This is a genomic window from Lysinibacillus sp. BPa_S21 (assembly GCF_023337795.1).
Classification (GTDB): Bacteria; Bacillota; Bacilli; order Bacillales_A; family Planococcaceae; genus Lysinibacillus.
The window spans coordinates 110,835-137,707 of sequence record NZ_JALIRS010000007.1 but is presented as its reverse complement, the minus strand read 5'-3'; the positions used below and the strand labels follow the sequence as shown (position 1 = coordinate 137,707).

General features: G+C 37.0%; 30 protein-coding genes and 1 pseudogene. 21 read left to right on the top strand and 10 right to left on the bottom strand.

Going from position 1 to position 26,873, the window contains the following annotated elements; translation table 11 throughout:
- Positions 1 to 91 precede the first annotated feature (91 nt).
- Both MOK21_RS15290 and MOK21_RS15285 read right to left on the bottom strand, forming a co-directional pair.
- Positions 92 to 805: a response regulator gene (locus tag MOK21_RS15290; RefSeq protein WP_249074856.1), complete on the bottom strand. Its 714-nt coding sequence runs from the start codon at positions 803 to 805 to the stop codon at positions 92 to 94.
- Positions 774 to 2,360 carry an ATP-binding protein gene (locus MOK21_RS15285; RefSeq protein WP_249074855.1) on the bottom strand — a complete coding sequence of 529 codons (1,587 nt, stop codon included), beginning with the start codon at positions 2,358 to 2,360 and terminating at the stop codon, positions 774 to 776. The genes MOK21_RS15290 and MOK21_RS15285 overlap by 32 nt, the downstream gene beginning before the upstream one ends.
- Before the next feature lie 246 nt (positions 2,361 to 2,606).
- On the opposite strand from MOK21_RS15285, the gene MOK21_RS15280 reads away from it, so the two are divergent.
- Positions 2,607 to 3,119, top strand: a complete 513-nt coding sequence (locus tag MOK21_RS15280; RefSeq protein ID WP_249074854.1) for a DNA-deoxyinosine glycosylase — start codon at positions 2,607 to 2,609, stop codon at positions 3,117 to 3,119.
- Between the two features lie 78 nt (positions 3,120 to 3,197).
- Here the strand turns inward: MOK21_RS15280 and MOK21_RS15275 are convergent, their stop codons facing one another.
- Entirely contained in the window at positions 3,198 to 4,058 is an 861-nt protein-coding gene (locus tag MOK21_RS15275; RefSeq protein WP_249074853.1) for an endo alpha-1,4 polygalactosaminidase, read from the bottom strand.
- Positions 4,059 to 4,221: 163 nt separating this feature from the next.
- Here MOK21_RS15275 and MOK21_RS15270 point away from each other — a divergent pair, with 163 nt between their 5' ends.
- Both MOK21_RS15270 and MOK21_RS15265 read left to right on the top strand, forming a co-directional pair.
- A complete protein-coding gene (locus MOK21_RS15270; RefSeq protein WP_249074852.1) occupies positions 4,222 to 4,695 on the top strand; it encodes a transporter in 474 nt (157 codons plus the stop codon).
- Positions 4,696 to 4,994: 299 nt separating this feature from the next.
- Positions 4,995 to 5,825 carry a hypothetical protein gene (locus MOK21_RS15265; protein ID WP_249074851.1) on the top strand — a complete coding sequence of 277 codons (831 nt, stop codon included), beginning with the start codon at positions 4,995 to 4,997 and terminating at the stop codon, positions 5,823 to 5,825.
- 265 nt (positions 5,826 to 6,090) lie between these two features.
- Here the strand turns inward: MOK21_RS15265 and MOK21_RS15260 are convergent, their stop codons facing one another.
- Both MOK21_RS15260 and pdxR read right to left on the bottom strand, forming a co-directional pair.
- Entirely contained in the window at positions 6,091 to 6,582 is a 492-nt protein-coding gene (locus MOK21_RS15260) for an SRPBCC family protein (RefSeq protein ID WP_249074850.1), read from the bottom strand.
- Between the two features lie 16 nt (positions 6,583 to 6,598).
- Entirely contained in the window at positions 6,599 to 7,996 is a 1,398-nt protein-coding gene (gene pdxR / locus MOK21_RS15255; protein ID WP_249074849.1) for a MocR-like pyridoxine biosynthesis transcription factor PdxR, read from the bottom strand.
- 113 nt (positions 7,997 to 8,109) lie between these two features.
- On the opposite strand from pdxR, the gene MOK21_RS15250 reads away from it, so the two are divergent.
- Together MOK21_RS15250 and MOK21_RS15245 are read left to right on the top strand one after the other, a co-directional pair.
- A complete protein-coding gene (locus MOK21_RS15250) occupies positions 8,110 to 9,090 on the top strand; it encodes a proline dehydrogenase family protein (protein ID WP_249074848.1) in 981 nt (326 codons plus the stop codon).
- Positions 9,091 to 9,117: 27 nt separating this feature from the next.
- Entirely contained in the window at positions 9,118 to 9,477 is a 360-nt protein-coding gene (locus MOK21_RS15245) for a YybH family protein (protein ID WP_249074847.1), read from the top strand.
- On the opposite strand, the gene MOK21_RS15240 is transcribed toward MOK21_RS15245, so the two are convergent.
- On the bottom strand, positions 9,474 to 10,226 hold the full coding sequence (locus MOK21_RS15240; RefSeq protein WP_374110195.1) for a sulfite exporter TauE/SafE family protein: 753 nt from the start codon (positions 10,224 to 10,226) through the stop codon (positions 9,474 to 9,476). The two genes, MOK21_RS15245 and MOK21_RS15240, sit on opposite strands and share 4 nt — an antisense overlap.
- 246 nt (positions 10,227 to 10,472) lie before the next feature.
- Between MOK21_RS15240 and MOK21_RS24015 the strand changes: the two are divergent.
- The 12 genes and pseudogenes from MOK21_RS24015 to MOK21_RS15180 form a co-directional block, all read left to right on the top strand.
- A pseudogene (locus MOK21_RS24015) lies at positions 10,473 to 10,643 on the top strand (nucleotidyltransferase family protein); the annotation flags it as partial.
- 84 nt (positions 10,644 to 10,727) lie between these two features.
- A complete protein-coding gene (locus MOK21_RS15230; protein WP_249074845.1) occupies positions 10,728 to 11,192 on the top strand; it encodes a DinB family protein in 465 nt (154 codons plus the stop codon).
- A 13-nt stretch (positions 11,193 to 11,205) separates the two neighbouring features.
- The gene (locus MOK21_RS15225) at positions 11,206 to 12,036 is read left to right on the top strand and encodes an AraC family transcriptional regulator (protein ID WP_249074844.1); all 831 of its coding nucleotides are present in this window, start codon (positions 11,206 to 11,208) and stop codon (positions 12,034 to 12,036) included.
- Between the two features lie 220 nt (positions 12,037 to 12,256).
- The gene (locus MOK21_RS15220; protein WP_249074843.1) at positions 12,257 to 13,231 is read left to right on the top strand and encodes an ABC transporter substrate-binding protein; all 975 of its coding nucleotides are present in this window, start codon (positions 12,257 to 12,259) and stop codon (positions 13,229 to 13,231) included.
- A 90-nt stretch (positions 13,232 to 13,321) separates the two neighbouring features.
- Complete coding sequence (locus MOK21_RS15215) at positions 13,322 to 14,329, top strand: FecCD family ABC transporter permease (protein WP_249074842.1); 1,008 nt, start codon at positions 13,322 to 13,324, stop codon at positions 14,327 to 14,329.
- On the top strand, positions 14,322 to 15,353 hold the full coding sequence (locus MOK21_RS15210) for a FecCD family ABC transporter permease (protein WP_308221936.1): 1,032 nt from the start codon (positions 14,322 to 14,324) through the stop codon (positions 15,351 to 15,353). The genes MOK21_RS15215 and MOK21_RS15210 overlap by 8 nt, the downstream gene beginning before the upstream one ends.
- A gap of 29 nt (positions 15,354 to 15,382) precedes the next feature.
- The gene (locus tag MOK21_RS15205; protein WP_249074952.1) at positions 15,383 to 16,165 is read left to right on the top strand and encodes an ABC transporter ATP-binding protein; all 783 of its coding nucleotides are present in this window, start codon (positions 15,383 to 15,385) and stop codon (positions 16,163 to 16,165) included.
- Positions 16,162 to 16,941 carry an alpha/beta hydrolase gene (locus MOK21_RS15200; protein ID WP_249074841.1) on the top strand — a complete coding sequence of 260 codons (780 nt, stop codon included), beginning with the start codon at positions 16,162 to 16,164 and terminating at the stop codon, positions 16,939 to 16,941. The genes MOK21_RS15205 and MOK21_RS15200 overlap by 4 nt, the downstream gene beginning before the upstream one ends.
- 94 nt (positions 16,942 to 17,035) lie before the next feature.
- Entirely contained in the window at positions 17,036 to 17,509 is a 474-nt protein-coding gene (locus tag MOK21_RS15195) for a GNAT family N-acetyltransferase (protein ID WP_249074840.1), read from the top strand.
- A gap of 6 nt (positions 17,510 to 17,515) precedes the next feature.
- Positions 17,516 to 18,166 (top strand): hypothetical protein, encoded by a 651-nt coding sequence (locus tag MOK21_RS15190; RefSeq protein WP_249074951.1) that lies wholly within the window; start codon positions 17,516 to 17,518, stop codon positions 18,164 to 18,166.
- Positions 18,167 to 18,239: 73 nt separating this feature from the next.
- On the top strand, positions 18,240 to 18,722 hold the full coding sequence (locus MOK21_RS15185; RefSeq protein WP_249074839.1) for a hypothetical protein: 483 nt from the start codon (positions 18,240 to 18,242) through the stop codon (positions 18,720 to 18,722).
- A 151-nt stretch (positions 18,723 to 18,873) separates the two neighbouring features.
- The gene (locus MOK21_RS15180; RefSeq protein ID WP_249074838.1) at positions 18,874 to 19,386 is read left to right on the top strand and encodes a YfiT family bacillithiol transferase; all 513 of its coding nucleotides are present in this window, start codon (positions 18,874 to 18,876) and stop codon (positions 19,384 to 19,386) included.
- A gap of 146 nt (positions 19,387 to 19,532) precedes the next feature.
- Here the strand turns inward: MOK21_RS15180 and MOK21_RS15175 are convergent, their stop codons facing one another.
- On the bottom strand, positions 19,533 to 20,147 hold the full coding sequence (locus tag MOK21_RS15175) for an exosporium glycoprotein BclB-related protein (RefSeq protein WP_249074837.1): 615 nt from the start codon (positions 20,145 to 20,147) through the stop codon (positions 19,533 to 19,535).
- Between the two features lie 498 nt (positions 20,148 to 20,645).
- Entirely contained in the window at positions 20,646 to 21,842 is a 1,197-nt protein-coding gene (locus tag MOK21_RS15170) for a hypothetical protein (protein ID WP_249074836.1), read from the bottom strand.
- A gap of 395 nt (positions 21,843 to 22,237) precedes the next feature.
- On the opposite strand from MOK21_RS15170, the gene MOK21_RS15165 reads away from it, so the two are divergent.
- The 4 genes from MOK21_RS15165 to MOK21_RS15150 all read left to right on the top strand — a co-directional run bounded on the left by MOK21_RS15165 (position 22,238) and on the right by MOK21_RS15150 (position 24,693).
- The gene (locus MOK21_RS15165; RefSeq protein ID WP_249074835.1) at positions 22,238 to 22,876 is read left to right on the top strand and encodes a BMQ_0737 family morphogenetic spore coat protein; all 639 of its coding nucleotides are present in this window, start codon (positions 22,238 to 22,240) and stop codon (positions 22,874 to 22,876) included.
- 134 nt (positions 22,877 to 23,010) lie between these two features.
- A complete protein-coding gene (locus MOK21_RS15160) occupies positions 23,011 to 23,586 on the top strand; it encodes a hypothetical protein (protein WP_249074834.1) in 576 nt (191 codons plus the stop codon).
- Positions 23,579 to 23,875 (top strand): hypothetical protein, encoded by a 297-nt coding sequence (locus tag MOK21_RS15155; protein ID WP_249074833.1) that lies wholly within the window; start codon positions 23,579 to 23,581, stop codon positions 23,873 to 23,875. Before MOK21_RS15160 ends, MOK21_RS15155 begins: the two co-directional genes overlap by 8 nt.
- A gap of 14 nt (positions 23,876 to 23,889) precedes the next feature.
- Positions 23,890 to 24,693, top strand: a complete 804-nt coding sequence (locus MOK21_RS15150) for a hypothetical protein (RefSeq protein WP_249074832.1) — start codon at positions 23,890 to 23,892, stop codon at positions 24,691 to 24,693.
- A 131-nt stretch (positions 24,694 to 24,824) separates the two neighbouring features.
- On the opposite strand, the gene MOK21_RS15145 is transcribed toward MOK21_RS15150, so the two are convergent.
- The gene (locus MOK21_RS15145; RefSeq protein WP_249074831.1) at positions 24,825 to 25,367 is read right to left on the bottom strand and encodes an isoprenylcysteine carboxyl methyltransferase family protein; all 543 of its coding nucleotides are present in this window, start codon (positions 25,365 to 25,367) and stop codon (positions 24,825 to 24,827) included.
- Between the two features lies 1 nt (position 25,368).
- The gene (locus MOK21_RS15140) at positions 25,369 to 26,451 is read right to left on the bottom strand and encodes a type III polyketide synthase (protein WP_249074830.1); all 1,083 of its coding nucleotides are present in this window, start codon (positions 26,449 to 26,451) and stop codon (positions 25,369 to 25,371) included.
- Positions 26,452 to 26,873: the final 422 nt, after the last annotated feature.

Below are 26,873 nucleotides of genomic sequence, written 5' to 3'. Positions count from 1 at the left end.
TTTGTGATTAATCATTCAGATTATTAAAAAAATATCACAGTGCTAAAGAGAGGAAAATAATATAGTCATATGTTAAATAAAGAACATACAATTAGTTTTGTTCATAAGTTCCATGAAATACATATTTTCGTTCAGGTCTTCCAACAGTTCCGTAAATTAGTTTTGTCTGTAAAAACTGCTCGCCCACTAAATATTCTAAATAACGTCGAGCAGTTGAACGACTAGAACCAATGAGTTCGCTTAATTGTGAGGCTGTGAGCTCTTGGGTTTGGTGATCTTCAAATAGGCTTTTAACAATTTGTAATGTGTGCAAATCAATACCTTTTACAAAAGGTTCTTCATCTTCTATTTTATTGTTTGATTCACTATAAAATAATGAATCAAGGTCATTTTGAGTGACATTTTTGCTTTGTTGAAATAATCGAAGTTCCTGCAAATATTTTTGAAATGCACGTTGAAGTCGGTGCTCTTCAAAGGGTTTTATTAAATAATCTAGAATGCCTAAGTCTACTATATTCTTTATTAAATTTATTTCTGTCGCTGCTGAGATTACGATGATTTTTATAGATGGATAGAGGTGGCGTAAATGGCTTACTAATGAGCTACCTTCAACATCAGGAATATATAAATCTGTTAATATAATGTCTGGCAAGCTAGAAGTTGTTTTCAGCTTTTCAATCGTTTCTTTTCCTGTACGTAAATTTTCAGTGACGATAAAACCTTCTATATTATGAACATAATCTGCGTGAATTTTTGCTACTCTAAAGTCATCTTCAATAATCCATACACTTTTTAATGTTGTCATTCTCAATGTCTCCTTTAGGAACTATAATTAAAAAACAGGCTCCTGATAAATCACCTGAATCTAATAAAATTTCCCCGTTTATCTCCTGAAGGGCTTTCTTGCTTATAGCAAGTCCATGTCCACGGTCTAACCCTTCTTTAGTAGATACCCCTTTTGTGAAAATTTCATCGTAAATATTGTTATCAATACCTGGTCCATTGTCTTGGATCTCAAATAAATAATGATTTTTATAATTGTTGATGGATAGTTGAATCACTTTATCCGAGGATTCCCAGCTTTTTAAAGTTTCAATAGCGTTTTGAAGTACATTACCAAGAGCTGTTAGGATAGCATTTTCTTGTTGTTTAGATAATTCGATAGATGAAGAAATCTCCTTTAGCTCGAGTGTAATCCCCAGTTCTGCAGCTTCGGCAATTTTCCCCTGAATTAAGGCAAGTAGAAGAGGGGTAGTCACATTGCTAGTTAAAAAAGCTTGATTTTTGAGCTGGATGTTTCGTTCTTCTTTAATAAATTCAATTGCTTCATGATAATGTTTATGAACAAGTAAACCTAAAATGATATGAAGCTTATTTGCAAATTCATGAGTATAGGCCCGTTGAACATTTGCATACTGCTTCATCTGTTTTAATTCGTCTGTGATTTTTTGTATATCTACTTTTTTTCTAAAGGTGTATAACGAGCCAATCTTCCTTTTCTTTTCAACCAAAGGTGCTTTATTTAAAATGATAATATGCTCATCAAGCGGTAGCTCTAAATTATGAATGTTTTTCTCTGCAACAATTTTAGGCGTGAAAATATCTTCAATTTTTGTACCCATCCAATCTGAAAGAGGCTTATGGTGAGCTGAATCTAGCATTTCATAAGCACTTTTATTAATGGTAGTAATTTGATTAAAGTGATCGACTGCCAGTATACCTTCTGCCGTTGTTTCTAAAATGACCTTGTTTTGTTGATATAATTTAGCAATTTGAATAGGTTCCATATTAAACAATAATTTTTTGATATAAACAGAAATAGCTACTGCACCTAATATGCCTATGAAAAGGATAATTGCGGTGTATTTGATCCATTTGTGGACATAACTTTCAATGATTGTATCGATATTTTCTGTTAAAAAACCGACAGATACAACACCGATAATTTTATTGTCTAATATGATAGGGGCTTTCCCTCGAATTGATTCACCTAATGATCCTATAGTTTTAGAAATATAAGCTTGTCTATCTAGCAATGCAGCATCATTGTCTCCACCAACCATTTTTTCTCCAATTTTATCTTTGAAAGGATGTGAATAACGAATTCCTTCAGAATTTCCAACGACAATATATGCTGCGCCAATTTCTTTTCTTAAAGGTTCGACGATGGGCTGGATGATTTCACTTGGATTTTCTTTATCGAAAGCCGTAATGATTTCTTCCATAGATGCGAGGGTTTTTGCAATATTTAATGCTTCTACTCCCATCTCTTTTTCTGTCGTATCCCGAATATGTTCCTGCAAAAAATACATAAACAGTCCACATATTAAAAGGATCAGAATACTTATTAAAAAAATCATTCTAGCTGTAAGAGACTGGAACCAACTTCTCATATTTCACCTCTATGTAGTTTAAAATACTCGTCATTTATTAAAGTGACAGCATGTTGACAAAAACATCTTAAAAAGAGTGCATTTGATTTAGTCTATCACAAATATCCAACAAATAGAGAAAGACCCTTTCTTAGGAAAGCGCCCATTGGGATTATGCCCTTCAATGACATAGAAGCAAATTTTCCGCTACAATATAAGGAAGGAGGGACTATCATGTCAAATGAACTTAAAAATGTATTACCACCAGTTATTGATGGATCAACAAAGGTGCTAATCGTAGGCTCAATGCCTGGGAAGCAATCATTAGAGAAGCAGCAATATTATGGTAACCCACGCAATCACTTTTGGCAGATTATTGGGGAAATCTTAGAAGTAGATATTCCTCAGGATTATGGAGAAAGATTACAATTGCTAAAGAACCACCATATTGGTCTTTGGGATACAATAGAATCGTGCGAGCGTAAAGGAAGCTTAGATGCAACTATTCGTAATGAGAAACCGAATGATTTTAAAATGCTTTTTGAACATTATCCTACTATTGAGTTGGTGCTTTTTAATGGCGCAAAAGCGTTTGAGGTTTTTAAAAAGCATATTGGGCTTGAAGTTTTAGATGGTCGAGCATATCAAAAAATGCCTTCGACTAGCCCAATACCAGGGAAGAATATTAAATCCTTTGAAGAAAAGATTGAGGATTGGCGAGTAATGTACTCTTATTTGTCTAGATAATTACATGATAAAATCCCCACCGATTAGTGTTGCTTGCCGGAGAGGATTGTAAGCATTATTTAATAGATGAGGATGATATTACTGCCATGTGTTGTAGTAAGATCCTGCTGGGCTATAAAAGAATTTTAAATGATATTTTTCAGCTAAGGCCCGACTTTTCTCTTCGTCGTCAAATCCGATTGTCATCACCTGAGTACCGACCTTTTCTCGGATTTGAACTAATTGCTGCATCTTGTCAAATGCCCATTCATCTTCTCCGACTACATCATACGAAAAGTTTTCCCACATAACAAAATCGATATATGGTGCTGTATAATCAGCTAATGTTTGAAAGCCCCAATTTTGAGCAACCGACAAGTTGTTATACTGCTGCTTTATGTTTTTTATAAAGGCAAGCATTGCTTCATTTTGCGCGCCCTGTTCTTTTTCGGGTAAGTAGGAGTCGATATTGCCAACAGTATCTAAAAACACACCATCCAACCCTTTTTGAACAATTTGTTTTTGAATTTCTTCTAGTAAAAGCGCTTGATAGTGTTTAGATGTCATATCCATTAAATACGAATCCCATTCAGAGAAATACATCTTTTCTCCGTGCTCGTCTTTATAAAAATCCTCTTCTTTCAATTGGCTATAGAACTCTATATTCCATTTGTCTGCTTCCATTGCATTAATATAGCCATAAATTAATGTTCCATTTTTTTGAGCCTGTTTAATATACTTCTGCTGCATTTCGATAGGCTCCACAATGACCAAATCTTCTTTAGCCATTTCCTTTCCAATCTTATCGTTCCCTTTATCTAAATAATATTTGTATTTTGTAACAGCAGCTAGCTTGTTTTGAATACTTGTTGATTCTGCAGAAGGAGATGTAGAGTTGAAAAATAGCCAGATCCCAAAGGACAATAGAATTGTAGTAATTAGTAAAAATATTTTTCGCATAAGTACCCCCCTTTTTATTGGAATATATACCCTTTATTATACGATATTGGGTGTGGAAATACGAATGCAGCTTAGGACGACTAAATACTAAGTTAATAGGCAATTGCTCAACGGTTATTAGCCCTCTTACATATATTGAGTTATGTAAAAGGAGGGGTTTAGCATGTATCCATATGAAGAAATAATGCCACTTCCAGAGCCTGGATTCGAACCGTCATTCGGATTGCCTGGTGTTGGAGCACCACCATCGTTTGGTCCGCCAGGTTTTGGCCCACCACCGTCGTTTGGTCCGCCTAGCTTTGGTCCACCGCCTTCAACTAGACCACCAAGTTTTGGTCCGCCACCACCATTTGGACCACCTAGTTTCGGTCCACCGCCAGCAGGTCAAATGCCTCTTGGTCCACCGCCTAGCTTTACGCCAGCGATGCCATCTTGGGGAATAGGTACAAGTGGTATTCAATCTTGCCTATTTAGAAATACGTATATATGGATGTTTAATGGATCAGGCTTTTGGTTTTTCCTAACTTCTGTAGGAAGAGAGTTTATTACAGGGTTCCGATGGAGTAGTAGAAGTGGTTGGCGCTTCCAAACTATTGCAAGAAGAAATATTCTCTCGTATGAATGTTCGAGATGGTAATTAAGCGTATATCTACTCGTCCTTGTTTAGATGCAGATAGTGGAAATAGCTTGCTTAGTAATGGAACATAAACGAAACTATGTGCATAAACTTAATTGTGTATGATATTTTTGCGACTAATCCTTCCAAATTACTTGGAGGGATTTTTTTATCCACCAAACTTACCTTCAAGGGAGTAAAATTAGAAAAAACACATACCATTTTCTTAAGAAGGGTGATAGAAAATAGGTGGGAGCTTAAATAACAAAAAGTCCCAGTTGATTACTGGCGGGGAAAAAGAAATAAAGGAGGGCTATGCCATGAAAAAAATCCTTTTTATCTGCATGCTTTTAAGTGTCAGTATAGTAAGTGCATGTTCTGATAAAGATGAAAAACCTAACGTGCCGGATCAGCCACAAGAAGAACAACAAGCTAATGTGCCGAGCAAGCCACAAAAAGAACAACAATCACATGAACATCAACAGGAACCACCCAAAACAAATAATGAAAACACAGTAGCATCTAATACACCGACTGGGGCACTAATAAATATTAAGGACCAGCTCAAAACGAATATATCGATAACTTTACCAACAAGGCTTCCAATCACAAAAGGTACATTTTTAACCGCAATAACGAAGTCTGAAGCTAACCAAGTTGAAATAGTATTTTTGGAAAGCAAAGAGTATATAACCATCAATGATAGGCAACTGAAACAACCAGGTAGAGCGACGGTTATTGCTCGGCTCTCCGTGAAGCAATATAAAAATACAGACGAAGCAAATGAGCAAATTTCCTTTGAGAACTATAGCAAAAATGGCGGTCAAGAAGTTGATCTTGGATACAACATTAAAGGTTACCAGGATGCAGGTGTTGGCTCTTTATGGACTGGTTGGAATGAGGGAAGATGGGCAATAGCGACACATACAAGAACAGAAAATCCAGAGGCGGGTGTGAAGCTTGCTAAGCAGGCAGTACAATTTTTAGAAACACATATGCTGCCTATTCCGAAGCAGAACGGTTTTGCCCATTTAGATGTTTATAAATCAGGGAATTTAATCGTATGGCAGGAGGGCAAACTTGTCTATACACTGGATTCAATCAAGGAGCCACTAAAAGCACTTGAAATTGCTACAGCTTTTTATCATTAATCATATTTTAAGTACTATATCGATGAGTCGCCCAGTCGTAACGAAGATCAACCATTTCACAGGGCATGTATCCTCTCGCATGCTAATTTATAGTGAAAAATGCAAAAGCGAAGTGCAGATGAAGCGGCAGCAATAGTATTATTATCCGTGCGAAAGCAAGTAACATGGAACGAAATCAACCTCATTTAAATACCGCACCATTGATCAACACAAATAAACTCCTAGGGCATTAAATTCACACCTTAGAAGTTTATTTGTGAAATGCTTAAATTTTTTCTACGTCATCCACAAGTTGCTTATACTCTGCAAACCATTTTTGCCATTCCTCCATCGGGAATGCTTCATGTACAGTTCCATTCAATAAGTCCGAAAGCAGGTTTAAGCATACATGCCAACCTGCTAAATCTTTAGGCGTATGCTCAGTTAGCTCACGAATCGATTCAACTAATACTAATATGGAGCCGCTACTAGTAGGAGATAATTCAAATCTTACTGTATCTTTGCCCCAATCAAATTCAAGTACTTCCGACTCAACATAGTCTGTAATCGTTATTTCCATAGATGCATCTGTTCCATCATTCATATTAAAACGGATTTTACCGTTTTTTCGAAGATCTATGATTTCTAAATTGTTCATCCATTTTTGAAGTTTTTCATTCTCCGTTAATACTGCCCAAACAGCTTCAACTGAATGTGACAGAGGACGGTTAAATTTAACGACATAGTTATTCTGTTGTTTTTGAATAGTAGCGAGCATTTGATATCCCCCTTAGTTATTTTTCCTCATCATAAACTGCTTGAAATAATCTTGTCACGCCTTTTTCTATCTCATCCTTCTTTAAATGTCCATACCCTAAAATAATCCGATTATTATAGTTCCCTTTCTCTATCGTATGATCCTCTACAGGGTATACCTTTACACCATACTGCTCGATTTTAAACAATACCTCTTTTGAAAAATGAATATCCTCTAATTCAGCAATTAAATGTAAACCAGTAGAGTAACCGGAAATTTTCACTTTATTTGAAAAGGTTGTTTGCAAACATTGGATAAGAAAATCTCGCTGGTTTTTATAAAACTTCTTCATTTTTGCAATATGTCGTTCTAAGTAGCCTTCCTTAATAAAATGAGCGAGAATAAGCTGATCTAATGATGGTGTGTGTAAATCGGTAAACCATTTCAGTTGTCGACATTTTTCAATTAGATGAGTTGGAAGAACGATGTAACCTATTCGTAATGCTGGAGAGAGGATTTTACTAAAAGAGCCGATATAAAATACACGTTCTGGATCTAAGCCTTGTAAAGAGCTGACAGGCGGACCTTCATAGCGAAACTCACTATCATAATCATCTTCAACTAAAAAGCAATCATTCCTCCTAGCGAAATTGATTAATTGGATTCTGCGCTGTATGGGTAGCGTACCTCCTAATGGGAATTGATGAGATGGAGTCAGGAAGACAAATTTAGGGTGCAAATTTTCTGGTATTAAGGATGTCTTCATGCCATCTTCATCTACGGTTATTGGATAAATAGAGGCACCTGAAGATTTAAAAATGGTTTGAATATCATTCGTAATAGGATCTTCCATAATGGCTATATCCTTAGGCGTTAAAAGCAACCTTGAAACAAGGGTCATTGCTTGTGTAGCACCTGATGTAATAATAATTTGTTCTGGGTGACAGTTAACACCTCTAGTTCTTAATAAGTAGTGTGCCAGCATTTGTCTTAATTCTAAACGACCTTCTGGGGAATCATATCCAAAATTAGTTGATTCAATATCATTCCACAGTTGATGTGATAGCTTAGCCCATGTTTTACGAGGGAATAGATCCAAAGCTGGAATACCTGAACGGAAATTAATAATATGATTTTTCACCTTTTTTTCATCGACTTCAAATAAAAATGGTGCCTCATGCTGCGTTAAAAAAGCTCCTTCTGCAACAAAGGTACCAGATCCTCTTCGTGCCATTAAAAACCCCTCTGCTAACAATTGATCGTAAGCTTCCAATATGACATTTCTTGAAACCTTAAGCTCGACACAAAGCTTACGTGTTGATGCTAGCCTTTCACCTGCGTGAAGATGGCCATTTAATATGTTTTCCCGAATTTGCTGATAAACTTGCCGGTTTAGAGGTATATCTGAAGAACGGTCGATTGGTATCCATAACAACTTTGTTTCGCCTCCTAGTTAAAGTGGTACTTTGAAAAATTCTATAAAGTGGCTCTTATGCTACCAATTTTATCATGTTAAAGTACTGGAAAATAGCTAAAGGAGGAATAAAGATGAATAAAGCAGAAGAATTAGTGGTTCAAGCATTAAAATCGGCAGCGAGAGATGAGCGGATGAAACATACTGTTCAACAGTCAACAGAACTCTATCCATTATTATGGAAAGCGGCAAAACGATATGTCACGGGTGAAAAGAGACAGGATGCTCTTCGGGTGGCCATGGAATGTATCGGCAATGATTATCAAATATCCCTTGAATTGTTGGGGGAAAATACAGCGGATTTGTTGGAATGCCAAAAGGCCAAAGATGAATTTTTGCAACTTATTGAGAGTATGGGTGCTTCGTCAATGAAACAAACCGTCTCGTTTGATTTGTCTCATATTGGTCTTTCTATCAGCGCAGAACTTGCTTATCAACACTTGATAGAGCTTGCTCAAAAAGCACAACAATATGAAATTACTTTAATGATTAGTATGGAGGAGTCATCAAAAACGAGCGATATTCTCGACATTTATAAAAAAATAGCTAACCAATATTCCAATGTCGGGATTACACTACAAGTGCATCTCTATCGTACAGAGGAGGATATACAGCAGCTCATTCAATACCCAGGGAAAATACGGCTTGTTAAAGGTGCTTTCCAGGAACTGGCTGACGTTGCGCTAAAAAGATCAGATGAACTGAATGAACGTTTTCTTTATTATGTAGAGCAGTTGATTAATGCTAATCATCCAATCTCGATAGCTACGCATGATGAAGTATTGATTCAAGAAATGGAACAAAGGCAATATTTTAATCAATCAAATGTTGAGATAGAGATGCTTTATGGCATACGGCCAGATTTGATTCATCAATTAAAAGCGAAGGGCTATTGTTGTAAGGTTTATCTTACGTATGGGAGAGAGTGGTATTTATATTTATGTCATCGTCTTGCTGAATATCCGGAAAATCTATTTTTGGCAGTAGCAGACATTATTAATTTTAAACAAGTGAATACTTCGAATCCCCTTTATGGAGAGTATAATTTCAGTTAACAGTAGTTAAAAAAGGAGTGGATTACTATGAAGTATCAACAAGCTTTAGAGCGCTATATTACAGCTACAAATTCCCATGATTTTAATAATGTAAAAGAAATTTTGCATCCGCAAGCAGTGTATTGGTTTACCGATAAAACATGTATAACCTTAGAAGAAATAGGAGCCTATTTCAATAATGCATGGGATTTGATAAAGGAAGAAGTTTATTCGGCTACCGATGTCCAGTGGCTTACGGTTGATGAAAGATCAGCTACCTGCATTTATACATACCACTATGAAGGCTATCATAACGGAAAATTTGTATCAGGTAGCGGAAGAGCAACAAATATTTTTACGGTCCTAAACAATGAATGGAAGTTAATCCACGAACATTTAAGTAGTTAAATTAATTTTACTGTTACTTGAATAAGTAATAATGAAATGATGAGTATTAGTAGTATTTTAGCTACTTTTATCGGGATTTTCGGTAGAATCAAAAGTCCGAGCTGAGAGCCGATAATAGAGCCCATTGCCATCGCTATTGCATACTCCCATTGAATAAAGCCAGTTTGGTAAAACACTATAAATGCCCCTGTACAGCTCCCGAAAATAAGTACACGTGTGAGCTGTACAGCCTTTATGTAGGTGTAATGGTAGCGTAAAAAATGTAGTATGCTGAAGGTGGAAGAGCCTGGTCCAAAGCCACCATCATAGATCGCTATTAAAAATGGCTGCCATAATTTATTGCTGTGTTTAGCATCATTTTCTTCTGAGTTAGCCGTCCATTCTTTATTCTTTATCGTTATTAATAAGGCAAAGACAAGTAGAATACATGCAATAATATTCATTGTTTTTTCTGAGATGGATACTGTTAGGAATGCTCCACAAACGCCTCCAGCAATGGCTACAGCAACATATTTCATGATAGATGCTAGACGAAGCTCTTTATGATAAAGAAGATAAAAGATGCTCGACAACGCTGCAATGCCCGAAGAAAATTTATTCGTAGCAATGCCTGTTTGAATAGGTATACCAATAAGCATCATAGCAGGGATCGTAATTAGCCCAGCACCTCCAGCAAGGGTACCTATAAATGCGGCAATAATTCCGATACTGATGAGCTTCAGTGAAAGTTTTGTATAAAAAAGCCCCATTACAATGGCAAGGGTCACAATCAAAATAAAAGATTTTTTCATAAGCGTCTCCTTTAACGTTGTTAGTTACAGGGTATTGCTACATTATTTATAAATCTAATATATTATTTTTAGTTTTTTATAAATAAAACTTATAAACGTATGATTGCTGATGGGTATTTTAAAAACCGTAGAAAAGATAAGATATTGATGTGATATATTTTGATAAATGAATTCTTTAGAGAATAATGAGAAGTAGTATGAACATTGAAGAATTATTTACCGATTGTGTCTTGGTCTGTGAAGAATCAAGCAAGGATGCATGTAGTGAATAATTGTACACCTTATCAGTCATTGATGGATGAAATAGCACATTTTCCTGAGATCCCAACGGCTATCGGTGTATGGCTTGTAACTGGAATACTTGAGTTAGCTGCATCTCAGAAATTAAGTAATTAGTTTATAGGATTTTGGCCGAAATTACAGATTTTCTACTAAAATGAGGCGAAGGAGCTGTTGAATTTGTATGACCATAAACATCAAATAATCTCGCATTATGAAAGATCAATCGTATTTGTAGAAAGTTTAGCAGACATAACTGAAGAACAATGGCGTACCCCTATAGAGCCAGGGAAATGGTCGGTTGCAGAGATAATTGGTCATCTTACACCGTGGGATGCATTTGTGTTAAATCAACGTTTACCGTTTCTTTTTACAAAGGAAAGCTTGCCAAAAGGGCCAGATGTAGAAGAGATGAATACTAATGCAGCAAGGAATAGTCGTGCACAAAGTAAAGAAGAAACGATAGCCGATTTTATCCGTCAGAGACGTCAACTAATTGATGCGCTTTATCAAATTGTGGATCAGCAATGGCAGCAGCCCTTTACAATAGGCGCTTCTGAATTAACCCTTCACCGTTATTTTGCTAGTTTAGTAGATCACGATTTACATCATTTTTCACAAGTTCGAGAGTTTTTAAGAATGTAGAGGCTATAAGACAATGGACATCAAACATTTAATTGATTACTATGCACACGCGTCTGTAAAATTTACGGATGTTTTTACGAACAAAATGGAGCCAGGTCAAGTAGATAAAGGACGAACAACGGCCCCTGGGAAGTGTGGATTGGTTGTGCCGCTTGCTGGTAGTGCTATATTTAGCTTTAGTGGTACCCCTTATACAATGGTACCGGGTATGGTCGTACATGCAGGACCACAAATGCCAATCGAAATTAAAGCTGCTGATGATAAGGGATGGGAATATGCAGTTGTTCATTATCAACTTTCTCCCGAAGAGGCAATTTTATATCCATTATCAACTCAGCACTTTTTAATCAATACAGGCTATCATACGAAAATAATTAATTATGTACAGCAGCTAATAGAAAGCCAAGCAATGCCAGGAAATATGTCAGTACTTAAAGCAAAGACGCTGTTTATGAATCTTTTGGAAGCCATTCTTATGTCTGCAAAAGTGAAGGTGCTCGATACGGCAAGTGATCAGATGGAACAAGCTTTACAGTATATACATGAAAATTATGCTACGCAACTTTCTGTTTCGAAAATTGCTGAAGAATTTGGTGTAGAGCGTCGTAGGTTTGCCTATCTGTTTGAACAGCATACAGGGATGAATCCTAGCGTTTACTTAACAGAGTATCGCATTCGACGATCGAAGGAGTTACTGAAATATGACGATTCTCCAGTAACGGAAATAGCAGAATGTGTAGGTTATGTAGATTGCTTTTATTTCAGTCGAGTATTTAAAAAATGTACTGGAATGTCCCCGACAACATATCGAAAAACAATGCTTGAGGAAGCTAAATACTTATAAAAAGTTGTTTCTTGAAAGAAGAAGCGGCTTTTTTTTAGTCCGAAATCGGCAAAAGTCCATGTGATTCGTGATATCGTCCATTCACAACGGGTTTTCTCTTTGTTAGGATAGTATCCGTAAATGATAATGAATATCAATTAAATTAATAAACACTATTGACTTATAAATGAAAATGATTATCATTATCAATATATTCGAGTTTCGTTAGGAGAGAATAGCTATGAATAAATATTTTAAAATGTGTGCACCTGCGCTATTAGCGCTATCTTTGGCTGCGTGTGGAACAGATAAATCAGAAGAGTCTTCTACATCTACAAATAATGTAGCTGAAACTAGTGCAACAGAAAATCAAGCGAAAACACAAACGATTACATACTTAGGCGAAAAATATGAACTTGCAGCAGATGTTAAAAATATAGTAGCTGCAAGCTTAGAGTCTATGGAAGATGCGGCAATGCTCGGCATCAAGCCTGTTGGTGTGCTTGATATCGGAGGGAAAATTCCAGCTTATCTTGCGTCTGAATTAGAAGGTGCTGAGCTTGTTGGCAATAAAATGACACCGAATACTGAAGCCATTCTTAAACTTAATCCAGATATTATTTTAGGTTCCTCAAAATACCCTGAGGAAATGGCTGAAAAGCTCAATAAAATTCAAACAATGATTCCGTATTCACATGTCTCTACAAATTGGAAAGAGAATTTAACATTACTTGCACAGCTTTCAGGCAAAGAAGATGAGGCTAAAAAAATTATTGCTGATTATGAAGCGAAGGTTGCTGATTCTCAAGTGAAATCTAAAGAGCAATTAGCGGACAAGCAAATTCTAGTGATTCGAGTACGTGGAGGCATCATGTATATCTATCCTGCTGGCGTTTACTTAAACCCTGTTCTATATGAAGATTTAGGGGCGCCGATACCAGAGGTTTTAAAAACTGCCAAGGCACAGGCTGAACTATCGCTTGAAACATTAGCAAAGGTTAATCCTGATGCTATTTTTCTTCAATTCGAGGAATCAGAAAATGCCGATGCACCAAAAGCATTAGAAGAGTTACAAAAGAATCCAATCTTTGCAAGCTTAAAAGCATCACAAAACAATCAGGTTTTCGTGAATGCCATTGAACCTTTAGCACAAGGTGGTACAGCATGGTCTAAGGTGAAATTCTTAGATATCGCAGCTGAAAAATTACTTAAATAAGTTTGAACAGGCTGGTAGTAGATGTGGTGGAGTCACCAGGCTATTACCAGCCTTTTATAAAGTAAGTTCAAATAGAAAAAGGTGTGGAAGTTGAAAAAAACAAACATGGTGGCATTTTCAATAGTAGCGGCTTCTCCAATTCTAATTGCGATTGTGGCATTAGTATCCGTTATGTACGGCACAAAAGACATTAGCGCAACAACGGTATGGCAGGCCATTACTGCATTCGACTCTTCAAATGTTGACCACCAAATTATACGAACTGGGCGTATTCCTAGAATTGCCGCAGTATTACTGGTGGGAGCATTTTTAGCAGTAGCGGGGGCAGTGATGCAAGGTATTACACGAAACTATTTAGCGTCCCCATCATTAATGGGCGTTAATGATGGTTCGGCATTTATGATTACGTTGGCAATCGTCTTTTTCCCGGGGCTTCCTAATTACCAAATGATTCTACTTTCAATGCTCGGTTCAGCATTAGGAGCTGGGATTGTCTTTGGTTTTGGCTCTTTAATTCGAAATGGTTTATCACCAGTAAGGCTCGCCATTATTGGGACGGTCATTGGTACGTTTTTAAGTAGTATTGCTACAGCCATTGCGATGTATTTCCAAGTATCACAAACGGTAAGTGTTTGGTACAACACAAAAGTACATATGGTGGATATGGATATGCTCATGCTAGCTATTCCATTTGGGCTAATTGGTTTAGTTCTTGCGTTATTATCAGCTAAGGCTATTACGATCACTTCATTAGGCGAAGATATCGCAATTGGACTTGGGCAAAAAACCAAAGCGGTGAAAATTATTAGTATGCTTGCGGTTGTGTGTTTAACAGGAACGGCAGTTGCACTTGTAGGAAAGATAGCCTTTGTAGGGTTAGTCATACCTCATATTACACGTTTCCTTGTTGGAGTCGATTACCGTTTTATCATTCCTTGTGCAGCTGCAATAGGTGCATTTTTCTTAGCGCTCTGTGATGTACTCAGTCGCTTTGTTAATTATCCATTCGAAACTCCAATCGGCGTATTAACGGCGTTGGTTGGTGTTCCATTCTTCTTATATTTAGTTCGTAAACACGGAGGTGAACAACGTGCGTAAAAAAACCTCCAGCGTATTCGTTATGACTGTTTCTATACTCATGCTATTTATTTTTGGCGCCAGCTATCTCCATCTTACAAATGGTGTCTTTGATATGTCGGTGATGGATGTCTTAAAAACATTGCTACGCATCGAGCCGAACCCGAAATTTGATCTAGTCATTTTTGAATTCCGTTTACCACGTATTGTTATAGCAGCATTAGTCGGTATTGGCTTAGGGATGGCGGGGGTTGTGCTACAAGGTATTACGCGTAATGGGCTAGCGGACCCTGGGATTTTAGGGATCAATGCTGGTGCCGGAGCAGCAGTGGTCATATTTATGTTTTTCTTTCAATTACGTCTCACATCTGCAGATATGAGTAGCTGGTTCTCCATTTTGATGATGCCGGTTTTTGGGTTTGTTGGTGGGGCGATGGCTGCTGTGTTAATTTTCTCGTTTGCTCTGAAAAATGGCCATTTAGATATGCAACGACTAATTTTAACAGGGATTGCAATTAATAGTGGCTTCGGGGCATTGTCATTATTTTTATCATTGAAAATGAATGCTCAGGATTTTGAAGGTGCTGCAGTTTGGATGGCAGGCTCTATTTATAATGCAAACTGGATTTTTGTTGTGACTATGCTACCGTGGCTTATTTTATTAGGCTTTTACGTTTACCGGAAATCATATTTGCTCGATTATTTTCAATTAGAAGAGGATAGTATTACTAGCTTAGGGATAGCGGTAGAAAAGGAGAAAATGAAGCTGTTATTGGCAAGCGTCGGTTTAGTCAGTGCTTGCGTATCGGTATCGGGTAGTATCGGTTTTATTGGATTAATGGCACCACATATTGCTAAACAGCTTGTTGGTATACAACATCGTTATGTCATGCCAGTAAGTGCATTGATAGGTGCGGGGTTGCTTATTGTAGCTGATTTTATAGGAAAAACAGTATTTGCGCCGTCTGAGCTGGCAGTCGGAATTGTTGTCTCAATTATCGGGATTCCGTATTTCTTATATTTACTAGTGAAATCGAAGGCATAGGAGGAAATCGTGTGCAAACGGCATTTAGAATGGAAAATTTGGCCTCTGGCTATGAGCAGGTTCGTGTGTTCGAAGGCTTGAATTTATCAATAGAAGAAGGAAAGGTTACGACTATTATTGGCCCTAATGGATGTGGAAAATCTACATTATTAAAAACGATTGGTCGTATATTAAAGAAGCAGCAGGGAACGGTCTATTTACAGGATCAAAACATGCAAAATTTATCGACGAAGGAAATCGCTAAAAAGCTAGCTATCCTATCACAGACACCTATTGCACCAGGTCAGTTAAAGGTTGAGGAGCTTATTGCTTATGGTCGTTATCCGCATCGTAATAATGTAAATCGCTTAACAAAGAAGGATGAGGAAATGATTGAATGGGCCTTAAATGTGACAAATACGACGGGGTACAGAAATCGAGAGCTTGCTCAGCTTTCTGGAGGTCAACGCCAACGTGTATGGCTGGCGATGGCTTTAGCCCAAGAAACGAATATTTTGTTATTGGACGAACCGACAACTTATTTAGATATGGCGCATCAGTTAGAGGTGCTAGAAATTGTAAAAAGCTTAAATGAGCGGCATCGTTGTACGATTGTTATGGTATTGCACGACATTAATCACGCTGCTCGATATTCGGATTATTTAATCGCAATGCGACAGGGGGCTGTTATGAAAACTGGAACACCTGAGGAAATTTTATGTGCAGAGGTTATGCGCAACGTCTTCAATATTAATGCACGTATTATGCAAGATCCAGTTACGAAAACACCAGTTTGTTATGGCTATGATGTTATGAAGGAGATTGACAAATGATTGAGGAGAAAATCGTGAAAGTACTTGATTATGTGACGCAACAAATTGAATCGAAGTTTACGGATTATACGTATACAGTAAAAATCTATGTACCGAATGGAGAAGTACCAGAAGGAGGTTTTCCAGTCTTATACGTATTAGATGGATCGTCTTATTTCCATCTTGTAAAGGAAGTGGTCCGCCTACAAAGTCGCAATGCACTTAAAACGGGTGTTTTGCCAACTATTGTTGTAGGTGTTGGGCACGATGCGGATATGCATGAACGGAGATTTTATGATTTTACAGGACAAGCCGAAACATATACGTATCCTGCAAGATTTAACGGTAAGGGCTATGAGAAACATGGGGGAGCAGAGAATTTTAGTACATTTTTAGAGGAGGAATTAAAGCCGAGTATTCAGGCTCAATTCCCTGTAAATATGCAGCAACAATCACTTTTTGGGCATTCGTTAGCAGGTTACTTTGTACTTTGGCAATTATTCCATCATCAATCAACCTTCCAACGTTATATAGCGATTAGCCCCTCTATCTGGTGGAATGAGCATGAACTATTCAGTTATGCCGCAACATTTATAAAAGAGCGACCATATGCTTATGAAAAATTATTTATCGGTGTGGGAGAACTTGAAACTTTTATGGTGGATGATGCGCAACAAATTGCGAATAAATTACAGAAAATCATGGATATATCCTTCTATGAAGCGTTGGAGGAAAATCATGCTTCAATCGTGCCAACTATTATGAGTAGAGCAATACGTTTTGTGAACAAAAAATAATTAGTAGTGACCGCATTATTTTATAGTAATGCGGTTTATTTGTGATTAAAAATACATTATAATGTATTTTTAATCACAAAGGGAGGGTTGACAGATGAACATTATTTTAGCACAAGTAGAGGATGCCTCAGTAATTCATAACGTTATGCTACAGGCCTTTAAAGAGTATGAACATGCAACACCACCATCAAGTGCATTAAGTGAAACGATTGCATCGATTGAACAGGCGATGAAAAATGGAGAGCATGCCTTCATCGGATATATTGATGAACAACCAGTTGCGATGGTGAGATTTACCCTTAGCACTCAAAAAATTTATTTTTTTAGATTATCTGTAATTCCAGGAAAGCAGGGACAAGGAGTGGCTAAGGCATTAATTGCCGAGCTTGAGCAATTCGCACGCATGAAAGGAAAAACAATTAGTGAATGTAAAGTACGTATGAGTGTACCAAGAAATATTGAGTTATATTCATCGTTGGGATATATTGTCACAAAAGAAAGTGAGGAAGAAAATCGTAACGGTTTCTCTCTTTCTGTAGCGACAATGGAAAAACAGCTTATGAATTAGGGGGAACTGCTCTTGAGGAAAAAACTTGGCTGTTTACATGCACACTATTCAAATATTGAATATATAGAACAGGCATTTCAAAATATCGAGAAGGTAGAGCTAGTCCATTTTGTGGATCCAGGTCTTATACAAAAAGTTTCAAAAGGGACTGGTGGATTATTCTTTAAGGTGAAAGAGCAACTTGAGTGGATGGAAAGTTGTGATATGGACGCCATCTTAATAACGTGTACGAATTATATTGCATTGTTAGAGGAAGAACAGCTAGAACTTTCTATTCCGATTATGAAAATTGATGAGCCTTTCTTTGAAATGTTATGTGAGGAAAATCAGCTTCAAACGATTCTCTTTACAAATCCTGAAACCGTAGAAGGTACGATGAACAGACTTCAGCAATATGCTTTACTACATGAAAAATCCATTCATGCTGAAGTTAAAGTTATCGACAACACGTTTGAGCTCATTATTCAGGGAAAAAAGGATGCATATAATAATGCTGTTGTACAAACTCTTCATGATGTAGCAGGGGGGCAGCGGCACATTTCAGTTGCGCAGCTTTCAATGGTTGAGGCTGCAAGGCAATTCGAAAAAGAGTCAACTTTAACGATTATCCATCCACTAAAGTCGTTAGTTAAATTTGTGATGAAATCTATAGAATAATAGTTCAAGCGTAACAATTTGTGCAATACATTCGTTTCATAGGAAATAACTATAACTTGTAGGGAGTGTAGTAATGAGGCGATGGGTACTTATGGTAACATTGTTGTTATTGTTGGTAGGCTGTACAATGAGCGAGAAAACGATTGCTCTACCAAATGATTTACCTGACTTTGTGCAAGAAAGTGACTTTAAATCAATTGATTGGGGCCAAAAGGCAGCTGAATTTGGAGAGAGAGGTATTATCGGTAATGCAAATAAATCAGGTGTTATTGGTGTCGATATGCCGAGTTTAAACACTCAAAAATGGATGTGGCATATTTGGGGAATTGAAGAAGGTCATGATACTAAGTTAACAATTGTCGGGTATCATAAAGATTCTAAAACAGTGCATCCTATTTTAGTAGATGGTTGGACTATAGGGCTTGGCGGACCTGTTAATGGTGCAGATGCTCATGCACCTTCAAGTGTAATAATCCCGAAGCCTGGAGAATGGGCAATTTTACTTTATACAAATGGGAGCTATTTTGATACGTTAATTTATGACGTTACTGAATAAAAAGTCCATATTCAACATAATGTGACCCTCGTTTTGTAAGCTGAAATTCTTACAAAATGAGGGTTTTACTTTAAAGAATGAATGTGAATAGCGTGAAAAATATAAAATTGGTAATATAAAAAGTAAGAAAATAGAAATGGAGGATAGCTACATGACCGATTTACGATATCCAATTGGACAATTTCAATTTCCGGAAGTAGTGACAGCGCAGCAAATAAAGGAATGGATAGAGGATATTCGTCTATTACCGACACATCTAGCAGAGGCACTTAACGGGGCAAGTGAACAAGCATTAACGAAATCCTACCGAGAAAATGGCTGGACGGTTACGCAGCTTGTCCACCATATTGCAGATAGTCATATGAATAGCTATATCCGTTTTAAGCTAGCTTTGACAGAGGATACTCCGACAATTAAACCTTATGACGAAGTGGAATGGGCACAGCTTCCGGATTCAGAAATGCCAGTTTCGGCATCTTATAAAGTGATTGATGGCTTGCATGCACGCTGGGTTTATTTGCTGGAAAGCTTAACAGCAGAGCAATTACAACGAGCATTTAACCATCCTGATTTAGGATTAATGACGCTTGAAAAAGCCGTAGCCTTATATGCTTGGCACGGGAAGCATCATCTTGCTCATATTCAAATTGCTTTGGCGAAATGAAAAATATATGTTAGAACGAAAAGTAGGTGATTTTCCGTTTAGGAGAAAATCACCTACTTTTGAAATTGTTTTTTCAAGAAATATCGTCTGTTATACGGATAATGATATTATATGGTAGCTTTAATCTAACTTACGAACATAATTTTTTACACAATATTAATTCCTGCACTTGCGTTACCAGTAACAGAAGCAACAATCCCTGAGGAAGTAATAGAGAACACCATTAATAAGCGATCACCAGCAGCTACTGGCACTGGTGCAACGTTTGCAGTACCAAATGTAATAGTACCTACTGCTATTGTTGACAGAGCTGGAGCTAAATCAACAAATGCTGTTGTAGGGCTGAAAACATTACTTCCCGCTACCGCGCGGTAAATTTGTGCTCTGACTGTTGCTGTTCCTGTAAGGGTTACAGCAACTGTTGCAGACAATGATGCAGAAATAGATGTAATAGTACCAGCACGTGGAACTGAAAAGGCTTCTGTTCCTGTAGCGGCTGTTAAATCTATATTTGTACCAGTAAGAGTCACCCCTGGAATAGACGTACCGAATCCTACCAGACTTACTGTACCGATCGCGCCACCAAGGACTGATGTTAAAACAACAGGAACTATTCCTGATGCGAATGGGATGATAGAGCCTGTTGCTGGTGGAGTCGTAATACATGCAGCCTCTATAGCTTCAAAAGGACCAAGTGCAGTACACTGATTATTTTGATTTGCGCAGCCGCTGCACGCTGAATTCATACAATTCATACACATTTTTACACCCCCTTTCTTCATTATTCTATTCAGCTAAGCTTATAGGGTGAGGGCAATTAACTCTATTGCAATTTTTATATGCGAAGATATTGATGATTCTTTAGAGATTGTTAATGGCAAGTATTCGTAATGAAATTGATGTCCGGCTAAATTGGTTAACTTATATCAATAGGTGTCTAAAACCTGCTGAAATAGGGGGACTCAGTCTAAGAATGGCACGTCCTGTAGCAATTTATCTGTTGCTGCCGCTACGCTTTCGCACAAAAGCCATCTGTTGCTGTCGCTACGTTACACTACGCTTTCGCACAAACAACATCTGTTGCTGTCGCTACGCTTTCGCACAAAAAAATTTACCAGGCTAAGCACAAAGCCGATTCCAGACGCATTATGCTCGGGCATAATTGATTTGAACAGAAAAAAAGTCCAATATGTATTTTCATACGTATTGGACGGATTTATCGTAAAATCTCCATAGACTCTGTACACCACAACTTTAAACTAACTCCATTTTCGAAAGAAATTGAAAAACAAAGAACCCTTATCTTTTTTCTGGCTTTCTTCAGAAGATTCTTCTTTTAGCTCGGGTTGCTTGTTTACTTCTTCAATTTGTGCTTGGGTTTCATATACTTCCCCTAATGTAGGTTCGAAAATTTTATCACATTCATCACTTTTTAAAATAGGTGATTTATGTGTGTCCTCTTGCTCGTTAACCACTTTAGCAGTTTCAAGAGTGGCAGTCTCATCAACCGTTTCAACCGCTTCAAGAATGACAGACTCATTAACATTTTTAGCTGTTTCAAGAATGACAGACTCATTAACGGTTTCAGCTGCTTCAAGAATGACAGATTCATTAACATTTTCAAATGCTTTATGATGATCAGCCTCATGTGTTATTTCAGAGTTCATTTCATCTAGAGTGACAGCCGTATTTTTTTTTCTGTAATTCTCAGGAGTTGCGTCATCGTCAGGTGGTAAGGTAGGTTCATTCATATTAACTGGAATTTCCTGTGTACTCGTAGCGTGTTTAAAATGGAATGTGGATTCGGTTGAGGTATTTCTATATAAGCCGTTATATATTTGGCTTGGATAAGTATTTATTGATTGAAAGTATTGTTGATTAAAATGGCGTTCCTCGGGTACATCTCTTTGATTTCCGTTGTGAGTAGAAGGTTTACTATTATTTACATCTAATTGCGTATTTGTTGCTTTACCTGCCAGACTTTGTAGCATTTTATAAGATGGTTGTGTTGATGCAGTCGCTGATTGGCTTGCTGTTTCTGTAATGATCGAATCTCTTTGTGCTATGTTAGCGAAAAATTTAGATGTGTTTTCCGTTTTAGATGGAGTGGTAGTAGCTTCGGTATTTTCAATCGTGAGTAGTTTGTTTAATACCATTAGTATTTCTCGATTCATGTCCTCAATCGTTTGATTCAGGGAATCAATTTGTGCCGACAGAAGTTTTATCTGTTCCTCATAGCCTTTAATTTGTGGGTTTTCTTGCTTATCATCTATTGTTTCCGTTAGCTCTTCTAAAAGTGCCATTTGCGTTTTAATCTCATCAAAATCCATTTTCATAAATAAGTAATCTTCAAGTGGAGTTCCTATTTTTAATGAAGTTAACGTGTCTTTGTATGCTTCTACCTTTTGCTTCAATTTTTCAATGTCTTGAGTGGCGTACAATTTTGAATCTTCCATTGCATTTCACCCCTTTCAGTCCATTAATATTTTATTAAAAATATTTACTTTCTGTTACAAATATACCGGTCCTTTCGAATATTTTAGTTTCTCTTATATAAGAGAAGATGAAAGCAGAAACGTTACAAACTGGAGTATTTTAAATTCTTTCAGCTGCAGTCTTCCTCTATAGGTGGTGAGATGAATGCGGATTTAAGCTACTGTTCAACCAACACCGTGTTGCTGTCGCTTCGCTTTCACATGCTGGCCTAAGTACAAAGCTGATTCCGAGCACAATTGTGACGAAGCATAATTGATTAAAAATCAAAGTAAAAATATTTGTTAGCCCATACACTTATAGCTAAAAAACATATGATACAAACGAAAGATAAAAAATTTATGGAGGTGTCAAAAGGATGCTAGAGAATATGCCATCCCAGGCGCAGGAACTAATTTGTATCAACGTCGATAAGGTATTCGACTGGATTGTAAAGGAAATGTCGTTTGATTTTTCTCCAACTGGACCAATTACTTTTCCAGGAGTAACGGCAACTACTGATTTAACAGGCGCAGTAGCTACATGTAAGGTAGTTCCAGCAACAACTAATCCTATTGTTATCTTGAACCGTGAGAATCGACAATTCTCCATTGATGGTTCAACTGTTTGTCTTCAAAATTTAACTATTCAAAAGAACTTTATTCTTACAATAGTTGTTTGCTTACCAAACGGCACTATGTTCACAAGCAATACTATTCCGCTTTCTCGTTGCGAACAAGTTACATTATGTGCACCAACAGGGACAGATGTAGAAATTTTATTCACAGATTTAGATTGTTTCGTGTGTACAACAGGAACATTAACAGCAGGAGCAGGCACAATTACGTTTTCTGCATTAACAATTACAGTTTCAGTTTGCCAAAGTATTCAGTCTACATTCCCAGTAACTGTGGAATTCTTAGCGACTTTCTGCGAGCCAAGAGCAGAATTACCATTCGCATGTCCGGGTGTAGTTCGCCCACAGCAGTGCCCTGCTATATTCCCACCTGTCGGTTAATAGTACTAACACATAGAAGAAAGTCATATTGTAAAGAGAGGTTAATCCTCTCTTTTTTTTTATGAAAGGACGAAGTTGTCACATATTGAGTTTACTTTGATTAATTAAATACTATTAGTAAGGGGGTACTGATTATGATTACTCGCATCGATCGTGTTGAAGGAAAAATAAATGAACTAAAAGAACAAACGGATTTTTATGTTCATGAAATTAAAAAAACGGTTGAGAAGCTTATTATTCCGGATAGTGTCAACATCATTAGTTATTTCACATCCTCGTTCAATATTTCTTATCATCCTGATGAGGAAAGCTTATGCTTGGGCTCTTATCATATTCGCAATATAGGTAGTCAGCCTATAACAAATCCGTATCTATGTATAAAACTGCCTGAAGACTCTCCATTCTCTTTCTCTGGAAGGTATGTCTATGAACATTTTGCACCGAATTTAAAAGGAAACAGTAGCTGGGAGCGAATCAATGATCAATCAAGCAAGGAGGAATTCTGGCTTAGACCTATAGGGAAAACAACATTAGAGCCAAACGAAACACTTTCATTCCCTAACTTTCAAATCAAATGGGGTCATAATTTTTCTTATTCGGGAAGTATCATGGGTTTTACATATTGTGATCAGCTAAAAGATGGTGCTGTTGTCTTAAATCCTATTAATCTCAATGGAATTAGTCATACACAGGAGGATGAAAATGAGTGAGTCTGAAAATATAAATCAAAAAATAGATAATGTTGTCCATCAACTAATGAAGGAACAGCTTGCGAATCTACCTACCAAAAATAGTGTGGAAAATAATAGCTTCGCTTATCTTGAAAAAGGCACGTTGAATCTACTTCTTGCCTATTTACTATCTGGAGAAAAGAGCAAAGCTGAAGAAATTGACGATGAAGAATTAGAAATGAAGCTTATTAAGCAGCTTGATGAAATGTTAGAGGAGAGTAAGGAGCAATTTGAAGAGGTCATTCGTTTACTTAAAAGTTTGTCGTGATAGGAGGTGCAAGTGTGGATAATGATATTGTTAATAACAATGATCCTATTCAACTTCAGCAGATGATCATTTTTTTAAGAGCGGAATTAGCGAAATATAAAAATGAAGTTAAAAGGCTAAGAGATAGTGATTATTATTCACTAGTACTGAGACTAGAGCGAGAAAATGTTGAATTAACAAAGCAGAAAAAAGAGCTTTCGATGGAGGTTTTAAAGCAGAAGAGAGACCATGAAAGAAAAATGAAAACTTACTATGATGATATACAAGCAAGGGAAATCCAAAAGAAAAAACAACTTGCTTCTATAGAGGGTTTATTAAAAGAATTAGAAGAATTGCGTGTAGAAAATAAGCTAATGAAGGAAAAATTAAAATTCACTAAAGATGAATTACATTCTACAAATTTAGATGCTAAGTATGAGACTATAGTGGATGTCTTTGAAAATAAGTTAAATGATTTTACAAAAGATATAAGCCAACAAATGAAGACTATCATTGAAGCCTTTGAAAGATCCCGTATAGAGCAAGCTAATTCAGAAGACCTTCATAAGCATTTGGCCAAAGAAATAGAAGGAAAAAGCAGAGAGATAGAAAAATTATCAGAAGAATTAGCGGATATGAAAAAACAAAACTTTTCACGAGGTGGGAAAACGATCTTGAATGCAGGGGTTCTTTCACACTTAGATACCCAAGTGAATAAGGTATTGGCCCAATCAATTGAATTTGAGAAGCAATTGAATCATAAGTTACGTTTGCTTGGTGAATTAGAGCATAAATTGAACGAGCTAACTTTAGAAATAAATGTTCATAAAACGAAATAAATTAATTTGGTGAGGGCTGTTTCGAAAGTAAAGAACTTTTGAAACAGCCATTTATGTTATGAGGGAATACAGGCAACTCTCTTCAAACGAAGGAAATTTTTTTCTGCATTGAATAACAAAGAAGATTTCGGCTAGGATTCCGAAATCTTCTTTTGAAATACATGATTATAATTCGTCGCATCCCGTAAAGCTTTTTCCTCAACTGGAATACGCACGGACAGCATGGTCACATTTAAAAGTGTAAAGCAAAATGCTGTGAAGTATGCTTGAAACATTAAAGGCAGTAGAATAATTTCTAAGCAAACAACGGCGTAATTAGGATGACGCATAAATGTGTAAGGACCTTTCCGTACCACTTTTGCATTAGGCAATATGAGTATTTTTGTGTTCCAAAAGGACCCTAACGACCGAATACACCAAATACGTAAAGCTTGAACGGCAATAAATAATAAGAACAATATCGGAAATAAAGGCGATACACTTTTGTGATTAGTAACTACTTCAATAATTAAAAATAGGAAAAAACCGACATGCAAAGAAACCATATATGGATAATGAGAGGAGCCAACTTCATATGCCCCTTGCGAAAGCATCCAATTTTCATTGCGTTTTGCAATGAAAACCTCTGTCAATCTTTGTAGAATGACTAGGATTAAAATAATGTAAACAATCATGCTACTCCCTCCATTTAAGTAATACAGCTTCTGCACAGAAGCCAGGGCCGAGAGCGACGAGCAAACCATTATCCTTTACTTGTCCTTCGTTTAACATAAATTGCTCTAATACATATAGCACCGTAGGAGACGACATATTTCCATGATATTTTAATATTTCCCGAGAAATGTCGGTTTTTTGGGGAGCTAGATAGAGAGTATCTTCATAAGCTGTTAACACTTTTTTACCGCCAGGATGTGCAATGAAATGATTGAGCTGTTCACTGTAAAGTTCATGTTCCAATAAAAATTGTTCAATGAATGGGCCGAGCCAATTGGTGATGATGGCAGGAATACTCTTCTGAAAAACGACATGTAGACCATTATTTTTAATATTCCACCCCATAACATTTTCTGAATCCGGCATCCACTTAGAGCCGGTTCCAATAATAGTAGGGATTGATTTTTTAACGTCGATATTCACTTCATCTCCACAGACGAGTATACATGCTGCCCCATCTGCAAAAAGAGAGGCACCGATTAAATTACTTTTTGAAAAATCATTTGGCTGAAAGGTTAGACTACAAAGCTCAACACAAACGACAAGAACTTTTGCTTCCGGATGGGCACGACAAAAATCATAGGCTCTACTAACACCGGCCGCACCACCAGCGCAGCCAAGCCCCCAAAGTGGAATACGCTTAAGCCTGTCTGAAAAAGGAAGTTGATTCATAACCCGTGCATCAATACTTGGTGTGGAAATGCCTGTGCTACTCACAAAAATAATGGCATCAATATCTTTAGGAGAAATCGGTGATTGTAAAAACGCTTCATTTTGTAAACAAGCTTGAATAACGTCAACGCTATATTGTGTAGCTAGCTCAATATATAAATTGTTACGTTCCTCAAAGGAATGATCAGTGCGATGCCATTCAGGTGGCACACAAAAATGACGTGTTGCAATACCACCATTCTCAAACACTTTTAAGTAGCGTTCTAATTTAGGGATTTTTGCATGAAATAGCTCCTTCGTTAGCTCCTCTGCATTTGTCTGTTGTAATGTGTACGGTGGCTTGTATGTACTGATCGAAATGATTTTTGACAATTCAACATCTCCTTTGCCAATAGTGGTCTTGTTTATTGTATGCAGGGAGGTGGGAGATAAATGCTTGTTAGATTACATTGGGCGCATCACTCGTGGATGACATTTGTTAAAACATATACTATGTAAGTAAGTCGGAACGGAAATCAACCATAAATTTTGGTGGTAGTCCTTATATTGACAGTTACTGAATATTTCGTTATATTGAAACTAACAAAATCGGAAGTAGGTGATGTGACATGATGAATAGAGCCGCTTTTAACGAACAGCAATTCGGTTTGTTCAATTTCACACGCCTAAAATATATTATTTGACCACGCATTGTAGATCACAATAGTGGTGATTTGTATATGCTCTTAAATGTGCCTGTGAAACCTTGTAACTGCCGAATTGCGCAGAGACAAGGTTTTTTATGTTTTTAACGA

Excerpts from the sequence above, each read along its gene's own strand:
- MOK21_RS15290 (WP_249074856.1), bottom strand. The coding sequence starts at position 805 with ATGACAACATTAAAAAGTGTATGGATTATTGAAGATGACTTTAGAGTA.
- MOK21_RS15285 (WP_249074855.1), bottom strand. The coding sequence starts at position 2,360 with ATGATTTTTTTAATAAGTATTCTGATCCTTTTAATATGTGGACTGTTT.
- MOK21_RS15280 (WP_249074854.1), top strand. The coding sequence starts at position 2,607 with ATGTCAAATGAACTTAAAAATGTATTACCACCAGTTATTGATGGATCA.
- MOK21_RS15275 (WP_249074853.1), bottom strand. The coding sequence starts at position 4,058 with ATGCGAAAAATATTTTTACTAATTACTACAATTCTATTGTCCTTTGGG.
- MOK21_RS15270 (WP_249074852.1), top strand. The coding sequence starts at position 4,222 with ATGTATCCATATGAAGAAATAATGCCACTTCCAGAGCCTGGATTCGAA.
- MOK21_RS15265 (WP_249074851.1), top strand. The coding sequence starts at position 4,995 with ATGAAAAAAATCCTTTTTATCTGCATGCTTTTAAGTGTCAGTATAGTA.
- MOK21_RS15260 (WP_249074850.1), bottom strand. The coding sequence starts at position 6,582 with ATGCTCGCTACTATTCAAAAACAACAGAATAACTATGTCGTTAAATTT.
- MOK21_RS15250 (WP_249074848.1), top strand. The coding sequence starts at position 8,110 with ATGAATAAAGCAGAAGAATTAGTGGTTCAAGCATTAAAATCGGCAGCG.
- MOK21_RS15245 (WP_249074847.1), top strand. The coding sequence starts at position 9,118 with ATGAAGTATCAACAAGCTTTAGAGCGCTATATTACAGCTACAAATTCC.
- MOK21_RS15240 (WP_374110195.1), bottom strand. The coding sequence starts at position 10,226 with ATGGGGCTTTTTTATACAAAACTTTCACTGAAGCTCATCAGTATCGGA.
- MOK21_RS15225 (WP_249074844.1), top strand. The coding sequence starts at position 11,206 with ATGGACATCAAACATTTAATTGATTACTATGCACACGCGTCTGTAAAA.
- MOK21_RS15220 (WP_249074843.1), top strand. The coding sequence starts at position 12,257 with ATGAATAAATATTTTAAAATGTGTGCACCTGCGCTATTAGCGCTATCT.
- MOK21_RS15205 (WP_249074952.1), top strand. The coding sequence starts at position 15,383 with ATGGAAAATTTGGCCTCTGGCTATGAGCAGGTTCGTGTGTTCGAAGGC.
- MOK21_RS15200 (WP_249074841.1), top strand. The coding sequence starts at position 16,162 with ATGATTGAGGAGAAAATCGTGAAAGTACTTGATTATGTGACGCAACAA.
- MOK21_RS15195 (WP_249074840.1), top strand. The coding sequence starts at position 17,036 with ATGAACATTATTTTAGCACAAGTAGAGGATGCCTCAGTAATTCATAAC.
- MOK21_RS15185 (WP_249074839.1), top strand. The coding sequence starts at position 18,240 with ATGAGGCGATGGGTACTTATGGTAACATTGTTGTTATTGTTGGTAGGC.
- MOK21_RS15180 (WP_249074838.1), top strand. The coding sequence starts at position 18,874 with ATGACCGATTTACGATATCCAATTGGACAATTTCAATTTCCGGAAGTA.
- MOK21_RS15175 (WP_249074837.1), bottom strand. The coding sequence starts at position 20,147 with ATGTGTATGAATTGTATGAATTCAGCGTGCAGCGGCTGCGCAAATCAA.
- MOK21_RS15170 (WP_249074836.1), bottom strand. The coding sequence starts at position 21,842 with ATGGAAGATTCAAAATTGTACGCCACTCAAGACATTGAAAAATTGAAG.
- MOK21_RS15165 (WP_249074835.1), top strand. The coding sequence starts at position 22,238 with ATGCTAGAGAATATGCCATCCCAGGCGCAGGAACTAATTTGTATCAAC.
- MOK21_RS15160 (WP_249074834.1), top strand. The coding sequence starts at position 23,011 with ATGATTACTCGCATCGATCGTGTTGAAGGAAAAATAAATGAACTAAAA.
- MOK21_RS15155 (WP_249074833.1), top strand. The coding sequence starts at position 23,579 with ATGAGTGAGTCTGAAAATATAAATCAAAAAATAGATAATGTTGTCCAT.
- MOK21_RS15145 (WP_249074831.1), bottom strand. The coding sequence starts at position 25,367 with ATGATTGTTTACATTATTTTAATCCTAGTCATTCTACAAAGATTGACA.